This is a genomic window from Ilyomonas limi, from assembly GCF_005233845.1.
Lineage (GTDB): Bacteria > Bacteroidota > Bacteroidia > Chitinophagales > Chitinophagaceae > Ilyomonas > Ilyomonas limi.
Genome location: NZ_SZQL01000006.1, coordinates 37397 through 55748 on the forward strand (window position 1 = coordinate 37397; position 18352 = coordinate 55748).

At 41.2% G+C, this 18352-nt stretch carries 16 protein-coding genes; 8 read left to right on the forward strand and 8 right to left on the reverse strand.

The features are described from left to right. Window positions 1–59: 59 nt before the first annotated feature. Window positions 60–488, forward strand: a complete 429-nt coding sequence (locus FC093_RS09065) for a hypothetical protein (RefSeq protein ID WP_137261455.1) — start codon at window positions 60–62, stop codon at window positions 486–488. 42 nt (window positions 489–530) lie between these two features. On the opposite strand, the gene FC093_RS09070 is transcribed toward FC093_RS09065, so the two are convergent. The 3 genes from FC093_RS09070 to FC093_RS09080 form a co-directional block, all read right to left on the reverse strand. Beyond that, the gene (locus FC093_RS09070; protein ID WP_137261456.1) at window positions 531–1802 is read right to left on the reverse strand and encodes a replication-associated recombination protein A; all 1272 of its coding nucleotides are present in this window, start codon (window positions 1800–1802) and stop codon (window positions 531–533) included. A gap of 81 nt (window positions 1803–1883) precedes the next feature. Beyond that, on the reverse strand, window positions 1884–3788 hold the full coding sequence (locus FC093_RS09075; RefSeq protein WP_137261457.1) for a RecQ family ATP-dependent DNA helicase: 1905 nt from the start codon (window positions 3786–3788) through the stop codon (window positions 1884–1886). 113 nt (window positions 3789–3901) lie between these two features. Continuing rightward, complete coding sequence (locus tag FC093_RS09080; protein WP_137261458.1) at window positions 3902–6145, reverse strand: heavy metal translocating P-type ATPase; 2244 nt, start codon at window positions 6143–6145, stop codon at window positions 3902–3904. 207 nt (window positions 6146–6352) lie between these two features. Between FC093_RS09080 and tsaE the strand changes: the two genes are divergently transcribed. Beyond that, on the forward strand, window positions 6353–6766 hold the full coding sequence (tsaE, locus tag FC093_RS09085; RefSeq protein WP_137261459.1) for a tRNA (adenosine(37)-N6)-threonylcarbamoyltransferase complex ATPase subunit type 1 TsaE: 414 nt from the start codon (window positions 6353–6355) through the stop codon (window positions 6764–6766). An 83-nt stretch (window positions 6767–6849) separates the two neighbouring features. Further along, a complete protein-coding gene (locus FC093_RS09090; RefSeq protein ID WP_137261460.1) occupies window positions 6850–8064 on the forward strand; it encodes an alanine dehydrogenase in 1215 nt (404 codons plus the stop codon). Window positions 8065–8307: 243 nt separating this feature from the next. Here FC093_RS09090 and FC093_RS09095 read toward each other — a convergent pair whose 3' ends face one another. From FC093_RS09095 to mnmA, 4 genes are all read right to left on the reverse strand, one after another. After that, complete coding sequence (locus FC093_RS09095; protein WP_137261461.1) at window positions 8308–8487, reverse strand: hypothetical protein; 180 nt, start codon at window positions 8485–8487, stop codon at window positions 8308–8310. Window positions 8488–8566: 79 nt separating this feature from the next. Then, window positions 8567–9127, reverse strand: coding sequence for an inorganic diphosphatase (locus tag FC093_RS09100; RefSeq protein WP_137261462.1), 561 nt, complete (start codon window positions 9125–9127; stop codon window positions 8567–8569). A gap of 208 nt (window positions 9128–9335) precedes the next feature. Beyond that, entirely contained in the window at window positions 9336–9731 is a 396-nt protein-coding gene (locus tag FC093_RS09105; protein ID WP_170971037.1) for a DUF4878 domain-containing protein, read from the reverse strand. Between the two features lie 173 nt (window positions 9732–9904). Then, window positions 9905–11002: a tRNA 2-thiouridine(34) synthase MnmA gene (gene mnmA, locus FC093_RS09110; protein ID WP_137261464.1), complete on the reverse strand. Its 1098-nt coding sequence runs from the start codon at window positions 11000–11002 to the stop codon at window positions 9905–9907. A gap of 249 nt (window positions 11003–11251) precedes the next feature. On the opposite strand from mnmA, the gene FC093_RS09115 reads away from it, so the two are divergent. The 4 genes from FC093_RS09115 to FC093_RS09130 all read left to right on the forward strand — a co-directional run bounded on the left by FC093_RS09115 (window position 11252) and on the right by FC093_RS09130 (window position 15214). Further along, window positions 11252–11845 carry a hypothetical protein gene (locus tag FC093_RS09115; RefSeq protein ID WP_137261465.1) on the forward strand — a complete coding sequence of 198 codons (594 nt, stop codon included), beginning with the start codon at window positions 11252–11254 and terminating at the stop codon, window positions 11843–11845. A gap of 124 nt (window positions 11846–11969) precedes the next feature. Further along, a complete protein-coding gene (locus FC093_RS09120) occupies window positions 11970–12545 on the forward strand; it encodes a biliverdin-producing heme oxygenase (RefSeq protein WP_137261466.1) in 576 nt (191 codons plus the stop codon). Window positions 12546–12563: 18 nt separating this feature from the next. Next, the gene (locus FC093_RS09125; RefSeq protein ID WP_137261467.1) at window positions 12564–14798 is read left to right on the forward strand and encodes an ATP-binding protein; all 2235 of its coding nucleotides are present in this window, start codon (window positions 12564–12566) and stop codon (window positions 14796–14798) included. Then, entirely contained in the window at window positions 14795–15214 is a 420-nt protein-coding gene (locus tag FC093_RS09130) for a response regulator (RefSeq protein ID WP_137261468.1), read from the forward strand. The genes FC093_RS09125 and FC093_RS09130 overlap by 4 nt, the downstream gene beginning before the upstream one ends. 49 nt (window positions 15215–15263) lie before the next feature. On the opposite strand, the gene gldB is transcribed toward FC093_RS09130, so the two are convergent. After that, on the reverse strand, window positions 15264–16274 hold the full coding sequence (gene gldB / locus FC093_RS09135) for a gliding motility lipoprotein GldB (protein ID WP_137261469.1): 1011 nt from the start codon (window positions 16272–16274) through the stop codon (window positions 15264–15266). A 257-nt stretch (window positions 16275–16531) separates the two neighbouring features. Here gldB and FC093_RS09140 point away from each other — a divergent pair, with 257 nt between their 5' ends. Beyond that, window positions 16532–18226: an NAD+ synthase gene (locus FC093_RS09140; protein WP_137261470.1), complete on the forward strand. Its 1695-nt coding sequence runs from the start codon at window positions 16532–16534 to the stop codon at window positions 18224–18226. Window positions 18227–18352: the final 126 nt, after the last annotated feature.

The following is an 18352-nucleotide window of genomic DNA, read 5'->3' on the forward strand; positions in this document are numbered from 1 at the left end:
TCCCGTATTCTAATAAAAATGGGATTAACTTTACGGTAACCCTCTTTAAATCCTATACTATGAAAAGCTATGTATTTATACTACTTTGTATATCCTTCGTTATTTTATCCTGCCGGAAGGAATCATTGAAAAACTGTACAAGAGCAATAGACACTATTTCGTTGACAGATGCATTAGTTTTAAAACAGGGGAAATTTGTTTTTGGTACCTCCAAATTTGGAGGCCTTGGCAAAATTTACCAGCAAAAAAATGGCAGGTATGTAGTAGGTCTTGAGCAAATGAATATAACAGACAATACTGACATGCAGGTATATCTTTCAAAGACTTCCGGCTTATCAGAATCATCCTTCAAACTCTTTAGCACACGCTCTGTATATGGTAATAAATATTACCTGCTCCCGTTAAATTTTTCCATCACAGGTCTTGATTATATATTAATTATGGATGACCGCCGGGAAAATGCGATTGGCACTGCTGCTTTGTATTGATTTTTTGATGAAATCCATACTGCACTACTTATTGTAATTTGCTTAATAACCATATTTTTCTTTCCACAAGCCCTTTAAAAATCTTCTCAATTCTTCTTCCCGCGGGTTGTTGCCGGGCTTGTAAAATGCTGTGCCGCTCAGCTTTTCAGGCAAGTATTCCTGCTCGGTAAAGTTGCCTTCAAAGGCGTGTGCATATTTGTAGCCCTTACCATAATTCAGGTCTTTCATCAGCCCGGTTGGCGCATTGCGTATGTGTAGCGGCACTGGCAAATCTCCGTATTTCCTTACAGTTTCCAGTGCCATCCCAATCGCTTCATAAGACGCATTGCTCTTTACCGAAGAAGCTAAATAAGTAGCACATTGTGACAAGATAATTCTTGCTTCGGGGTAGCCAATTTTATTCACTGCATCAAACGTTGCATTTGCCAGCAACAACGCATTGGGATTTGCGTTGCTTATATCTTCGCTTGCAAAAATAATCATACGGCGAGCGATAAACTTTACATCCTCACCGCCCTCAATCATGCGCGCCAGCCAATATACTGCACCATTGGGATCGCTGCCTCGCATACTCTTGATAAATGCACTGATGATATCGTAATGCTGCTCGCCGCCTTTGTCGTATAAGGCAATACGCTTTTGTGCTGTTTCCATCACGAGTTCATCAGTGATAATAATTGTTTGGTTCGGCTTAAAAGTGTTTACTACCAGCTCTAATAAGTTCAACAATTTTCTTGCATCGCCCCCCGAAATATTAATTAATGCCGCTGTTTCTTTTAGTTCTATGTCGCGGCTTTTCAGCCATTCGTCGGTTGTAATTGCATGATGTAATAATTGAATTAAATCCTCCTCTCCCAAAGGCTTCAACACATATACCTGGCAACGGCTCAGCAATGCCGAATTGACTTCAAAAGAAGGATTCTCAGTAGTGGCGCCAATAAGTGTGATGGTGCCTTTTTCTACTGCGCCTAACAGTGCATCCTGCTGGCTTTTATTAAAGCGATGTATTTCATCTATAAACAAAATAGCGCTCGCTTGTTGCTTGGCTGTTTCTATTACTTCCCGCACTTCTTTTACGCCGCTGCTGATGGCGCTCAGTTGGTAAAAAGGTACATGTAATGTATGTGCAATAATATTGGCGATAGTGGTTTTGCCCACACCTGGCGGACCCCACAAGATCATGGATGGAATGCGTCCGCTATCAATGGCAGCGCGTAGTATGCTGCCTTTACCGGTAAGGTGTTGCTGACCAGTCAGTTCATCTAAATTGGTGGGTCGAAGCCGTTCTGCTAAAGGTGTTTGGTTAGTATTCACAAGAGGAAAGATAGGAATTTATGTAAAAGAAAATAAACGGAAGAAGGTATTAAAAACCCGGTTGTAAAAAGCCAAATAGCATCACGCCAACTGCACAATACCATTTATACTTTTTATCTTTCTTTCCTGCTGCAAATAGTTGAGCACTTTCCAAAATTTACTTCTATTGAAGCATGCTGATGCACTTTTTAATTGTTTTATGTCGATGCCATGCGAAGGAATAAGGTGTAAAATATGTGTAGTTATTTTGTCAAATTCCTCTTTGGAAATGTGCAGGCTCCTTTGAGCAATGCAATTATCGCACACAGCACAATGAGTACTTTCATTATCACCAAAATACTTACTTATAAAAGTACTGCGGCAAGTGTTTTCCAGATGTAAATATTGCAACATCTGCTCAACGCGACAAGTATATTCCTGTTTACGCTGTGCATACGACTCGTAGTTGATGATGAGATATTTGGCAGAGGCGCGGTTGTGCAAAAAATGGATTTGCGGCGTTTCTTTTTGTTGTAAATATTCCAAAATGCCAAATGCCTGCAATTGTTGTAGTTGCTGCCTTGCCGCTGTTTCCTTCACGCCTGTAAGCCTTGCAATCTGCTTTTCAGAAACAGATACGCGGTTATCATAAATGCCTTCGTACGTGCGCAGCAAACATTTGATAATCGGCTCATATTGTGGGTGACTTTGCTGAAATTCATCCAATAAAAACCTATCGGCAGTAAAGCCAATTTGTGCAGGTAAAAAAATGCTTTCATTAAAAGTGAAGTATCCTTCCTGCTCCAGTGCTTTGATGCTGTTGATGACTAAGTGAATATCAAGTTTGAAATTGGTAACAAAAGTCTTTAAATCAAAATTGTAGTAATTGTCTTCACCAATACCCACTGGAATTTCTAAAAAATCGCACAAATGCTGATATACATTTTTGATCGCATCTATTGTTGGAAAGCGTAATAGTGGAAAGGCTTTCAGCTCACTTTCATCTTTGCTGTGGTAGAGCAGCACTGCAAAAGCGCGCTTGCCATCTCTTCCGGCGCGACCTGCTTCCTGGTAATAATTTTCCAGGCAATCCGGCACATCAAAATGAATAACGGTACGCACATCGGGCTTATCTATGCCCATACCAAATGCATTGGTGCACACCATTACTCTTAATTTATTGTCAATCCATGCCTGCTGCCGTACATTACGTTCTTCACCGCTTAGTCCGGCATGATAGCAATTGGCAGTCATACTGTGTTGCGAAAGCAACTTTGCAATGTCTTTTGTTTGCCGCCTTGTTTTACAATACACAATGCCGCTGCCTTGTACGTTTTGCAATATTTCCAGCAATTTATTCAGCTTGCTATCTACCTTAAAAACACTGTACGAAATGTTGGGCCTGGTAAAAGGTTGCCTGAAAACAGCAGGATTATCTAATTGAAGTTTATCTATAATATCCTGCTGCACCACAGGTGTAGCTGAAGCCGTTAAAGCCAGTACCGGCACACTGCAAGAAAGATTGTTTTTAAGGTGAATAATGCGCAGGTAAGACGGGCGAAAATCGTAACCCCACTGTGATATACAATGCGCCTCATCTACTGCCAGCAGGTTAATGTTTAATGCAGGTAAGTATTCTTTAAATAGTCTGGTTTCTAATCTTTCTGGCGAAACATATAGAAACTTGTAATTGCCATAAGCTGCTTTCTGCAAGGTTTGCTTTGCTTCATATTGCGTCATCCCGCTGTGAATAGCCAGCGAAGGAATACCTTTTTTTTCAAGGTTGTTTAGCTGGTCTTTCATCAATGCTATCAACGGGCTGATAACAAGGCAAAGCCCCTCTTTAAGCAGCGCCGGTATTTGATAACATACCGATTTACCCCCGCCTGTTGGTAGCAATGCAAGTGTATCCTTTCCATCCAGGACAGCCTGGATAATGGCTTCCTGCCTGCCACGAAAAGCCGTGTGCTGCCAGTACTGCTGCAGTATAGAAAGCGGCGTTTGCATGATGCAATTAAACGATAAAATTCTAATTGTGCATCCGTTTACTTCAGTTGCTTAAGTATAATACAGATTGTTTGTTTCTTTTACATTCTCCATCTGTGCTATCTATGAGCAAATTATATCACCTTCTTCCAGTTCAATCGTACCGAATTTACAGCCAGTACCACATCGCTAAAGCCCATCACCAATGCACCGATGGTTGGATTTAAAAAGCCAAATGCAGCCACGGGTATAGCAACCAGGTTGTAGGCAAAAGCCCACGCCAGATTGCTTTTGATGGTTCTATAAGTATGCTTGCCCAATCCCAGCGAAAGAGGTAAATGTTTCAGCCCATGATTCATTAAAACCACCTGTGCACTTTGCATTGCAATTTGTGCGGCATCGCTCAGCGAAATGCCTACGGTAGCTTTGGCTAATGCCGGTGCATCATTGATGCCATCGCCCACCATTGCAGTGGGTGCTTGCGCCGTGTATCTGCCAATCTTTTCCACCTTTTGTGCTGGTGTTTGTTCTGCAATTACTTCATCTATACCCAATTGTTTTGCAACCTGTTCGCATTTTACTTTACTATCGCCGCTTAATAGTATTGTCTTAATGCCCTTTCCGTGCAACAAAGCAATCACACTTTTTGCTTCTGCACGTATTTCGTCCTGCACATCAATCCAGCCAAGCAGTTCGTTGTTGCGGGTAATGTAAATGTTATGAGTATTATCGTTCGTTAATGCTGCTACTGTTTTGTAAGAGCCGGCGGTGTATTGATTGCCTTCTTTATCTACTGCCTGTATGCCCAGACCTTTTATTTCTTCAATTTTTGCCCAGCGAATGTCTCCCTTTATTTTCCATTCTTTAGCAATACAACGGGCAATAGGATGGCTGTAATATTTCTCTAAAGAAAAAGCTATACGCCGGAACTCATTAACAGTGAGCGGTGAATGGTGAGCGGTGAGTGTGTGTTCATCCACAGTTTTCGAATTGTTACCGGCAGATGACTGAATAATATTTGTTGATAAATTATCAGGCAGATCAGTTGTATTTATACCAGTATTTTCGTTTTCCTGAATAATTATACTAAAATCAGTTATTCTGAAAGCTCCTGTTGTTAATGTGCCGGTTTTATCAAATACCACCTGCTTAATATCTTTAAATACTTCCAGGCTTTTTGCATTTTTAAACAATATGCCATTCCTTGCTGCCCTGCCCAAACCAACAGCAATAGCTGCGGGTGTTGCAAGCCCCATAGCGCATGGACAGGCAATAACCAACACCGCTATGCTGCGCAACAAGCTTTCGCCAAGATCAACTGATGCGACGAAATAATTGCCCAAAAATGTAAGCATGGCAATGCTTACGACTACCGGCACAAACACTGCACTTATCTTATCCGCCAATTGTTGCACGGGCGGCTTTTCGGTTTGCGCTTCGCGCACCATTTTTAAGATGTTGCTCAATACAGTGTCTTCACCCACTGCAGTTACATACGTCTTTACCGTGCCGCTTTCCAGTATGCTGCCGCCAATTAGTTTATCATTCATCTTCTTTTCTACCGGCGTGCTTTCACCCGAGATGACAGCTTCGTTTACCAGTGCTTCGCCCCATAAAATTTTACAGTCTATCGGCACCTGTTCGCCGCTTTTTACCAGCAACAAATCGCCTACATGCAGGCTGCTGCTCTCTACCGGGAAGACATGTTCTTCGTGCTTATCATCATAAGCAATCATGTTTGCTATGGTGGTTTGCGAAGTGGCTAATTGCTGCAATGCTTTTTGGGTGGTTGCTACCGATTTATCTTCCATCCAATTGCCTAAAAATACTAAAGTAATAATGGCTGCGGTTGTTTCGTAAAACAGGTATTGTTCGCCTCCGCCGCTGAGTGTGCCATATAGGCTGTAAACAAAAGCCGCCGTGGCACCCAAAGCAATCAAGACATTCATGTTGGGAATTCCTTTCATTAAACTCTTGACTGCGCTCTTGCCAAAGAACGACATACCCACTACATACACCGGAATCGTAAGCGCGAGTTGCATATATGGATTCATTAAAATACCAATATGCAAGCCAACCATGTGCAGCATTAACGGGAGCGTAAAGACCAAACAAAACAAAAAGCGTTGCAAATGATCTTTGAAAATGAACCGCTTTGCGGTGTTGTTGTTTGTGTCATTTTTTATAGAATACCCTAAATTATTTATACCTTTTTGTAAAGCTGCTTCATTGAGGTTATGGTTTTTATCAAAACTTACATCACCACCTATAAAGTTGACTTTTACGTTTTGTGCGCCTTGTTTTTCCAAATATTTATGAACAGTAAGTGCACAGTTGGTGCAGCTCATACCTTCTACTTTCCAATTAATTTTTTCCATCTATTTTATCTTTATACGATTGCTTTGCTCTCATAATCAACTACTTCTTTATTTCTGCAACAGCAATACTTTTATAATTGTCAAAGTTACACTTTACTAAAAGTGTGTGCCGATGCTTAACCATTTTATCTTTAAAACAATGTTGCAAATAATATAATCTTTAACAGTTTTGTTTATTGATTAATAAGCACAATGTAGGTTTGTACCATGCAAATGGAATTTACCAAAGAGAATATTGATAAAGCAGCACAGCAGGTTTGGAATCATGGAAAAGAACATTCTGTGTGGGCTTTTCATGCGCCGATGGGTGCAGGCAAAACTACATTTATCAGTGCTTTGTGCAAAGCTGTTTTAGGCGTACAAGAAAACATCAGCAGTCCAACATTTGCTATTATTAACCAATATCAAAGTCCGGTAGCCGGTACTATTTATCACATGGACTGGTACCGGCTTAAAAGCGAGGAAGAAGCCATACAGGCAGGTGTGGAAGATGCCATTAGCAACAGCAACTTATGCCTGATAGAATGGCCGGAAGTAGCACCGGCTTTACTGCCAGAAAACAGTCTGCATATTTACATAGAGCTGACCGGCGATGACCGGCGCGTAATAAAAATACAATAAAACATTGTTTGAATTAACTTTGCCTTTTTTATCAATCAGTTGTAAAGCTTTCATAAGCAAGCCTGTTTTAAAACTAACCATATATGGCCGTTGCGAAACCTGTTGTAAGTGCTTCTTTTGCCTACGAAACGCAGGAAGAAAAATTAGATATAAAATCTGGCGGTGAACGGTTGAACATTGGCATTCCAAAAGAAACTGCTTTTCAGGAAAACCGCATTGGACTAACACCCGAAGCCGTAAATGTGCTGGTGAATAACGGACATGAAGTAATTATAGAAACCAAAGCCGGCGAAGGCAGCCATTATTCTGATAAAGACTTCAGTGAGGCTGGTGCCAAAATAGCCTACGATAAAACCGAAGTATATAAAGCGCCGATACTCATCAAAAGTGCGCCTTTTACACTGGAAGACTGCGCGCACCTGCAAATGGACCAAACAGTCATTTCACCACTTCATTTTTCATTGCTAAAAAAAGAAGTGATTGAAGCGATGATGCAAAAGCGCATTACAGCATTAAGCTTCGAAAACCTGAAGGATGATAGCGGCAATTTTCCTATTGTGCGCTGCATGAGCGAAATAGCAGGTAGTGCGGCTATGCTGATTGCGGGTCAATACTTAGGCAGTGCCAACCAGGGCAAAGGTGTATTGCTGGGCGGCATTAGTGGCATACCACCAACAAAAGTTATTATTATTGGTGCGGGTATAGTAGGCGAGTTTGCTACGCGCACTGCACTGGCAATGGGCGCTTCGGTAAAGGTGTTTGATAATAATGTATATAAATTAAAACGCCTTGAAAGCAATATTGGCCAGCGTATATGGAGCAGTGTAATTGAGCCCAAAATACTGGCCAAACAATTGAAGACTTGCGAGGTAGCGGTGGGCGCATTAAATGCCGAAAGTGGCCGTAGTCCCATTGTAGTTACCGAACACATGGTTGCCAATATGCGCAGCGGCAGTGTAATTATAGATGTAAGTATAGACCGCGGCGGCTGTTTTGAAACCAGTGAAGTAACTACGCACGAACACCCGGTTTTTTTGAAGCATGATGTAATACACTATTGCGTACCCAACATTGCCAGTGGCTTTGCCCGCACTGCCAGCCAGGCGATCAGCAATGTGTTGATGCCGCTGTTATTAGATGCAGGCGATGAGGGTGGAATAGAAGAAATGCTGTGGCACAACTTCAACCTGCGGCATGGCGTGTATTTATACAAAGGGCATCTTACTGATATATACATCAGCCAGCGGTACGATTTGAAATATACTGATTTGAATTTACTTATAGCCAGCCGCACGTAAGCGCTTTTGATAAGGATTTTTGCTGATATAACAGATGTAAAAAACGTTGCTAATACTAAACATTTTGCGTCTCCGCTGTATAATAAAAAGAAGACCTGATTAAAAAATCAGGTCTTCTTTTTATTATAATACCTTTTTCAATTAAGCGGTATTACATATAAAATTTCATCTTTCTGCTTGCAGCTTATAGTCTGACGTTTGCAGCTTATATAAGACAACTTATATGAATTTGATGTACTTTATTTACATGATGTTCATGCCTTTTGCAAAGTAGGTAAGTGTGCCTGGCAATGCCATCCAGAAGAACTTTCGGCTGCCGCCTACATCCAGCAACATGATGATGAGTATAACGAGCCATATAAAGAACCACAGCCAGTATTTAGAAGTGCGTGGTTTTTCATCCACTGTGTGTATAGTTTCCATGCAAAAAGGTTTTGTGCAAAAATAAAGTTGAAATAAATACGATGCTGTTTTATTTGCTTTGGCTGCAACCGGCAGCAAATTATTGCTGCAACAGCTTTACTGTAAAAGTCTTTTTATAAAGTGCTATTGCTTCTTCTACAATGTGCAATGCTTTGCTTTTATCGCCAAACTCTTCCACGCTTACGCTCTTGTTTTCGAGGCGTTTATATTCTTCAAAAAAGTGCCGCATTTCGCTAAAGAAATGCTTGGGCAACTCTTCTAAATTGTTGTAATAATTGATAGAAGGGTCGTTTGCTGCAACTGCAATAATTTTATCATCCGCATCGCCGCCATCAGTCATTTGCATTACGCCCAGTACTTTAGCTTCTACCAAACACATTGGTTGTATGCTGATGGTGGATAGCACCAGTATATCCAGCGGGTCTTTATCATCGCCATAAGTTTGCGGTATAAAGCCATAATTGGCCGGGTAATAAAAAGAGGAATAAATAACACGGTCCAGCTTTAGCAGTCCCGATGCTTTATCTATTTCATATTTAGCTCTGGACCCTTGTGGTATCTCAATCACTGCATTTACAAAGCGTGGTGCCTTGTCGCCCACCTCTACGCCATGCCATGGGTGAAGTACATTTGTTGTCATTATAATTTGCTTGCTGTTTAGGTTTTTTGTTTAATATAATTTATTGCTGTTTAAACGTGTTGTTCCATTATTCAGTATTACAATCTTCTTAAAAGACGTTTAAACCGGGCTGCAAAGGTAAGGAGGCATGAGTGAAAAAAAAGAATTCGCTTTATGCTTTATGCAATTGGTTGTATGTTACCGATAAAAACTTCACCGCAACCAGTATTTACAGGTTGCCATTAAAAGTATATTTCAGATCTACCTGCCAGTTTCCACCCCGTTGTATTACGCGTGCTTTGCGGGCAATGTTGTCGTACGAGTTTTTATAATTAATGATTTCGGTAGTATCGTTTACGGCGCTGTCTTCAAGAATAACAATATTGGCATCGTTGTACTGCGCTTTCTCCGATGAGCTTCGGGAGCGGTAAGCCGCCTTTAGCTTTTCCAGTTGCGCGTTGTTTTCGTTGTCCTGCAACATGTAAAAGTTAGCTTTATCAAAGTCACCTTTTAAACAAGCATCTATAAACTCGCGTGCAGCATCCAGCGGGTTTTCGGCTTTGGGATAGCTGTTACACGAAAGGAACAGCATGGTATTTATAGCTATCAATAAAAGCCATTTCATTACTCTTATATGTTTTATAGTTTGGTCGGTACCCATTTAAAGTGTAGATAATAAAGCTGCAGGGTAAAATTGTAGCCATTCAGCTTTATTATTATCAATTGGTCGTGTTTTGAAACATTTACGCGTGCTTGATTATTGCCGGTTTTTCAGTCTCGTTTCACACCATCCTACTGCTATGCGCCGCGCTGTATAATGCCGCCGCCAATCACTTCGTCGCCTTCGTAAAAAACAGCACTTTGTCCCGGCGCTATGCTTTTTGCAGGCTCCATAAACTGTACAATAATATCATTGTCTTCGTTATATAAAACACTGGCCGAACCACTGTCCTTATATCGTATTTTGGTGATAACTTCCATACCATCGTGTACACCATCGTATTTTACCCAATTGAGTTTACTAATGAGTGCGCGGCTTTCTGCCAGATCCGCCTCATCCCCCAGCACAACTGTATTGGTTTCGGGGTGAATAGCCGTTACATACGCGGGCTTGCCAAGTGCAATCTCCAGCCCCTTGCGCTGCCCGATGGTATAAAAAGGATAGCCTTTATGTTGACCTAATTTTTTACCTTCTTTATTTACAAACCAACCGCCATCAACCCTTTCTTCCAGCCCGTCAATACGGCGTTTTAAAAAACCACGATAATCATTATCGGGCACAAAACATATTTCGTAGCTCTCGCTTTTCTTTGCCAGTTCGGGATAGCCAAAGTTGTGCGCCATTTGCCGTATTTCGGTTTTGCGGTATTTGCCAAGCGGCATAATGGTGCGGCTCAGCAAATCCTGATCAAGCCCCCACAGCACATAGCTTTGATCTTTGGTTTCGTCAATGCCTTTGCTGATGACATATCTGCCATTATTGCTTTGATATACATTGGCATAATGCCCGGTGGCAATAAAATCGCAGCCCAATGCGTTGGCTCGCTTTAGCAAGGCACGCCATTTAATGTGCGTATTGCACATTACGCATGGGTTAGGGGTACGGCCAGCTAAATATTCCTCTATAAAGTTCTCCACTACAAACCCGCCAAACTCTTCGCGTATATCCAGTATAAAATGCGGAAAGCCGTGCTGTACCGCTGCCTGCCGTGCATCATTAAAGCTATCGAGGTTGCAACAGCCCGTTTCTTTATGGCTGCCGCCGCTGGTAGCATAATCCCAGGTCTTCATCGTAATGCCCACTACTTCATATCCTTCGTGATGGAGCATAAGGGCTGTAACGGTACTATCTATACCGCCACTCATAGCTACCAGCACTTTTCCTTTTTGGCTCATGTGGAATTTTTTGCAAAGATACTTTTTGTGCGCAAGGCAGCGAAGGGCGTATTGTCATGCGGCTGTTAAGATTGTGTGTTAAACTAAATGTGAAAACAGTGTGTGCAACTGCCGAAATACATTTAAAATAGGATTTAATACCATTAACATTCATTAAAACTAAAAGCGAACAGTAAGTACTGTGCCATATAACCAACATGGCTTGGCATGGTTTGTGAAAATGTGTTAATCAATTATAAAACAATGTTTATGAAAAAAATTCTTACCCTTTTGGTTGTGGCACTGGGTGCTGCAACTGTATCCCATGCTCAGCTTCAGAGAGGCAACGTTTTAGTGGGAAGTGATTTGGCTGGTTTTCAAATTGGCTTGAAAAAAGGTGCAGAAACAGATATTAGCATTTCTCCAAAAGCAATGTGGTTTATTAAAGACAATGTTGCGGTAGGAGCTTATGTAAGATTTGATTTGGCAACTGCAAAAGGCGCAGGTACACAAACTGTTTATGGAGTAGGTCCAATTGCCCGTTATTATGTTAATAGTCAAAAGGTAAACCTGCTGCAACATGGGCGCTGGTTTTTCGAGGGCAATGTAGGTATTGAAGGAACGAATAGCTCGGATGGCAATGGTAATAATTACAACACTAATGGTTTAGGTTTAGGTGTTGGTCCAGGTTATGCTTACTTTATTACTCCAAACGTTGGTTTGGAAACTTTATTAAAGTATAATGGACAGGTAGGCTTCGGAAATCAAACTTCCACCAGCTATTTAAATCTTAATATAGGCTTCCAGATCTATTTGCCCGGACGTGCTACCAGAGATAAAATAATGAGGGACGAAACTAAATAAGGTTAACCCGTTTGAAGTAAAGTGTAAAGCCCCGATCAATCGGGGCTTTTTATTATCTCAGTGATTATTTTATTATTCAGGCATATCGCTTTTCAGTTTTTTATCTCTATCTTACTTTTATCTCATGACGCTAATACAAAAGCTGCGCGATGCTATACACCCGCTGCATCTGGCACTTGATCATTCGCTTGTACCATATATAGAAAGTATTCAATCTAAGGATGATTATGCTGCATTATTGCTACTTTTTTATGGTTTTTTTAAACCGGTTTATGATAATATAGATGCCTGCATAGACTTAAATAATTTACCAGATTATCCATCCCGGCGCAAGCCAGAGTGGCTTTTGAATGATTTGCAAGACCTGGAAGTGGATTATGAGATACAGCTTTGTAATCGTTTGCCTGCCATTACCAACGCCACTACAGCAATAGGTGCTTTGTATGTACTGGAAGGTGCTACATTGGGCGGCATAATGATTAAGAAAATGATTATTGATAAGCTGCATATCCATCAGGGACTGTCTTTTTTTAACGGCTATGACCGGCACACACGCGAGCGCTGGAATGTGTTTATCCAATCGCTGAATAATCTGAATACAAACAATGCAATGGATGAGGCGCTTATTCAAACCGCGGCAGCTACTTTTGTATTGTTCAAAGATTGGCTACAGCAAAAATTGATTTTTTTACGAGCATAGACCTCATATATTTTACAGATGAAGAACCCGGTAGTGGACATTACTAATTGCGATCGCGAACCGATTCATGTGCCCGGACAGATACAGGGGCATGGCTATTTGGTTGCGGTTGATAAGAGCAATTTTACTATACAGTATATTAGCGAAAACCTGCTGCAAAAAGTAGCATTGGGAGCTACTGCGCTGCTGGATAAAACGCTGGAAGAGTTCTTACAGAAGAGCAATATCCAACTGCAGGCTATTTCGCTTTCACAATTATTGAATTATGCCAGTGCCACTTCTTTTGAAGGCATCAACCCTGTTGCGGTTGAAATAGATGGTGCGCCTTATTACCTCATTGCGCATGAATACAACAATTATCTGATTATTGAGTTCGAATCTCGCAAAAGCAATGCAGAAACAGCATTGCAGCATTACATCAGCGCCTCATTATCTAAAATACTGGATGGCAAAACGCTCAGGAATGTATTGCAGAATGCGGCAGAACAGGTAAAAACGATTATCTATTACGACCGCGTAATGATTTATAAGTTTTGGGAAGATGGGCATGGCGAAGTGATAGCTGAAGCAAAGAACGAAGACGTAGAGCCGTTTCTTGGACTGCATTATCCCGCATCAGATATTCCCAGGCAGGCAAGAGAGCTGTACAAGAAAAATCTTACCCGCATTATATCCGATGTAAATATGCCCACTTCTTACATCATTGCTATGAACGATGTGGCGGCTGCTTATCCTTTAGACCTTACGCTCTCTACGTTGCGTGCCGTTTCGCCCATACATATCCAGTACCTCAAAAACATGGGTGTGACTGCCTCTTTTAGCGTATCGCTGATAGCACACGGTGAACTTTGGGGCTTGATTTCGTGCCACAACTATACGCCAAAGTTTATTGATTTTAAAGCACGCGAAGGCGCAAGACTGATTGGCCAAATTTTATCTGCCTCTTTAGAATACCGCGACGACGAGGAAAGTAAGGAATACAGTAAAATGTACCGGCAGTCGGCCGAAGACCTCATTCGCCAGATGACAAAAGACTGGGATGTGGTAAGCGCATTTACTAAGCAACCACAGTTGCTGACAGGGATAACGAGTGCTCATGGCGCTGCACTGGTATTTGAAAATAATACTTACAAAACAGGCACTACCCCAACCGATGCGCAGATAGCCGAAATTATAAACTGGTTGCAAGCGCAAAATTCATCACAAATATTTCATACCGATAGTCTTTGCAAGTACTACAAGCCTGCAAAAGCCTTTGCCGATGTTGCCAGTGGTTTGCTGGCGTGTACATTGTCCAAAGAAATGGGTGAATACATTTTGTGGTTTAAAGGAGAAAGGATTAAAACGGTAAACTGGGCAGGCAATCCCGGTAAAAACATAGAACAAGATGACACGGGAAATATTATCATTTCGCCCCGCCGTTCTTTTGACTTATGGAGCCAGCAGGTAGAAAATACCAGCGAGCAGTGGAGCAAATCCGAGATCAGTACGGTAATGAAGCTACGCGAAGACATTGCATACGTTATTAATCAGAAAGCCAACCAGATACGCCAGTTGAATGAAAGGCTGAAGGAAGCGTATGAAGAATTGGATACGTTTAGCTTTACTATCTCGCACGACCTTAAAACACCCATTACGTCCATAAAAAATTATACAGAAATAATCCTGGAAGAAAATAAGTCGCTAAATGAAGATACAATCGACATTTTGCACCGCATTATACGCAGTGCCGACAAAATGCACCTGCTGATAAAAGAGGTGCTGGCATACTCCAGGATAAGCAGAAAAGAACTTGTACGCACATCGCTGGATATGCGAAGCTTAATTAAGGAGATTGTAAACGAGCTAACTGTGGCGTACAAAACAGACAATACAAACGTTGTTATAAAAAACACTCCCAACCTCAGGGCAGATAAGACAATGATAACGCAGGTATTTACCAATGTTATTGGTAATGCACTGAAGTACAGCAGCAAATCTCCGCACCCTATGGTAGTAATTGACGCTGAAATGCAGGGAAGTGAAACTGTGTATAAAATACAGGATAATGGCGTGGGTATTGATGTACAATATGGTAATCAGGTGTATGAGATATTTAAGCGCATGAATAATGTACAGCAGTTTGAAGGCACCGGCGTGGGCTTATCTATTGTAAAACGCATTATGGAAAAGCATAATGGCAAAGTATGGTACGAGAGCGAATTGGGTAAGGGCACTATCTTTTATCTATCATTTATAAACACAGCAATATGAACAATACAGATATATTATATATAGAAGATAACGAAGATTATATAGGTTTTGTAATACGTGCATTGAAAAAAGTGGACTGCAACATCAATGTATCCATTGCTACCGATGGTAAGACAGCCTTGTCAACTGTAAGCGATACCAGCAGTAATGTAAGCTATAAATTGATTTTGCTCGACATTCATCTGCCGGGAATGACCGGCATTGAACTGGTGCAAAAAATGAGAGCGCAAAAGGCACTTGCGTACACACCTATTATTATGTTTTCTACTTCAGACAATCCCAAAGACGTGGAAGCCTGTTATAAATATGGTGCAAATGCTTACTTAGTAAAGCCGGTTGGTATTCAGCCATTGGTAAATACATTAAAATCGGTTTGTGATTTCTGGCTTAATTGCAATTATTCATGTGCTGAGTAAAAGCTTTCGATTCTTTTTGTTTGAGTACACAGTATTAATGTATAGTTTCTTATCTCGGCTTATATTTCGCTTCCTCAAAAATTTGTTTGGCAGGCGTTTGCAGTAGCTGCTCCGGCGTTGTTTTTTCATGCTCACCCATCCATTTTTTTACAATCTGCCAGCCTACAAACAAGCCAATATTGCCCGGCGAAGCAGGTCCTAATGCTTCGGTTTTGGGACCATCATTTACATAATCTCTTGTTTGCAACGGATCGGTGATATAGAGCATATTATTTTGTAAGAAAAAGTTCCAGATGCCGGCTTCGTTATCAAAGCAGCCTTGCAATTGGCTGGCGGTATAACCGGTTTTCAGGGTATCTGCCGTTTCTGGCAAAAATAAATCTAAAACATACATACTTTTGCCTTCTTCCACCATCTGTTCTATCAGTGTTTGGCTGCCGCTTTTGGGCGGGTAAATATCATTAATCACATTCCTCATGCAGTTCACCGGAATATAAGCCGCCTCAAACCGCCTGCTTTGATACGATGGATAAATATTGCTCAGGTATTCCGAATGATAATCGGCAAAATCTTTACCCATATACAATTGCAAACCAATAGCAAAGCCGCTGCTTGTTAGCACATTGCCATAACCTTCCAGCGGGCCAACAAAAGTGATAGCCTGTTGCGGCACTTTATATTGTGGAAAATAATACTTCACAAATTGCAACCCTTTTTTTATTGCTTTTTCTTCCTCCCTGAAAGATGCGAATTTCTTTTCTGCAGCCTGGTACCGTGGATAGTAGTCGTGAATAAACAGTTTTACATTTGATACCACACTGTCGGGCATTGGCGGCAGCGCAAGTATATTGTATAAAAAATCGTTGAGAAAAGAACCGTATTTCTTTTGCAAACCATTTAAAGAAGCTTCTATATGGTTGGTATCTATGGCAAAAAAGTCTTTTTCAAACCGCAACGTGGTAAACGGTACATCAATATTAGAAACATCCGGAATATTTTTCTTGTTATTACAGGCAACAAGTAAGATAAGCCAGCACAGTGCGAAGCCGAATTTTTTCATAATGCGAAAATAACAGCCTGCCTGTAAACCTTTGGCAAGAGTATTCTTAAAATGCAAAATGGGGTTTTATATACGATGTTGAATGTATGATGTACGATTTAGGAAATATGATTTGAAATGCTTATTCATCTTATTGCAATGCCGTGTTATCCAATCAATACTTATTCGCCGTTCTCTGTTTATCTTTACAAACAGAAAAACACCATTATCAATCCTTAATCTGTTTGACATAACAGATAAAAGTTAATTCATCGGCAATGAAAATATTTTTAGCGCAGCAGAATTATCACATCGGCAATTTTGAATACAACACCCAAAAAATCATTGCAGCAATAGAAGAAGCCAAAGCGCAAGGCGGCGATTTGATTGTGTTTAGCGAATTGTGTGTATGTGGTTATCCGCCAAGAGATTTTTTGGAATTTAATGATTTCATTAATCAATGTTACGAAAGTATTAACCGCATAAAGGAACACGCCGATACGATTGGCGTACTCGTTGGCTCACCGGCACGCAACCCCAAAATAGAAGGTAAAGACCTGTTTAATGCTGCCTTTTTGCTGTACGAAAAAGAGATACAAGCCGAAGTACACAAGACCTTGTTGCCCACGTACGATATATTTGATGAGTACCGCTATTTTGAACCTTCTATGGAGTGGAATGTGGTGCCGTTTAAGGGTAAAAAGCTGGCGATTACGATATGCGAAGACATCTGGAATATTGATGACAATCCGTTGTATATCATTTGCCCGATGGATAAAATGATGCATCAGCAGCCGGATATAATGGTAAACCTGAGTGCTTCGCCTTTTGATTATATGCACGAGGAAGGCAGGAAAAAAGTAATAAGAAATAATGTATTGAAATACAAACTGCCAATGGTGTATTGCAACGCCGTAGGCAGCCAAACCGAGGTTGTATTTGATGGTGCTTCGCTGGTGTTTGATAAAGATGGAAACCTGTGCAAAGCGCTGCCAGCTTTTGAGGAAGCAGTGCAAAGTGTAACACTAAAAGACGATGGTACTATTTGCGAAAGCATTGTAGAGCCCGCATCGTTTTCTACCGGCAAGGGCAATGCAGTGCACATCACCCAGCAGGTGCTGGAACCTGAAGAAAATATTGACCGCATTTACAAGGCTTTGGTAATGGGCATTAAAGATTATTTTGAAAAAATGGGTTTCAGCAAAGCTATACTTGGTTCTTCGGGTGGTATTGATTCGGCAGTTACGCTGGCGATTGCCTGCGAGGCACTGGGCAAAGAAAATGTGCGCGCTGTATTAATGCCTTCGCCTTACTCTACCGAGCATTCGGTAAACGATGCGGTGCAACTAAGCGAAGCCTTGCAAAATCCGTATGACATTATTCGCATCAATACGATTTATGAAGCATTTTTAACCACTCTGAAACCTATCTTCCAGGATTTACCTTTTTCGCTTGCCGAGGAAAATATACAAAGCCGCACACGTGGCAACCTGCTGATGGCTATTGCCAATAAGTTTGGTTATATACTGCTGAATACCAGCAATAAAAGTGAGCTGGCAACTGGCTACGGAACCTTGTATGGCGATATGGCAGGTGGTTTAGGCGTATTGGGCGATTGTTATAAAACACAAGTGTATGCGCTGGCGCGATATATTAATCGTGAGAGCGTAATTATTCCGGAAAATATCATTTATAAAGCCCCAAGTGCCGAGTTGCGTCCCGACCAGAAAGATAGCGACAGCCTGCCGGAATATGAGGTGCTTGACCAAATATTATTTCAATATATAGAAAAAAGGCAAGGTCCCGCCGAAATAAAAGCACAGGGTTTTGCTGCTGCACTGGTAGATAGAACGCTGGCACTGGTAAACAGGAATGAGTATAAGCGCAACCAGTTTTGCCCAATCATTCGGGTATCGCCCAAAGCTTTTGGCGTGGGTAGGAGAGTGCCGATTGTAGGAAAATATTTGAGCTGATTTTCTTGAACTGCGAAGGTGCTAAGACGCGAAGTTTTGCACAATGTATTCTTTATAGGACTTTGTGCTCTTCGTGTTTTCTTGCTTGCAGCCTGAAGCTTATAGCTTTTATACACGAATCAGATT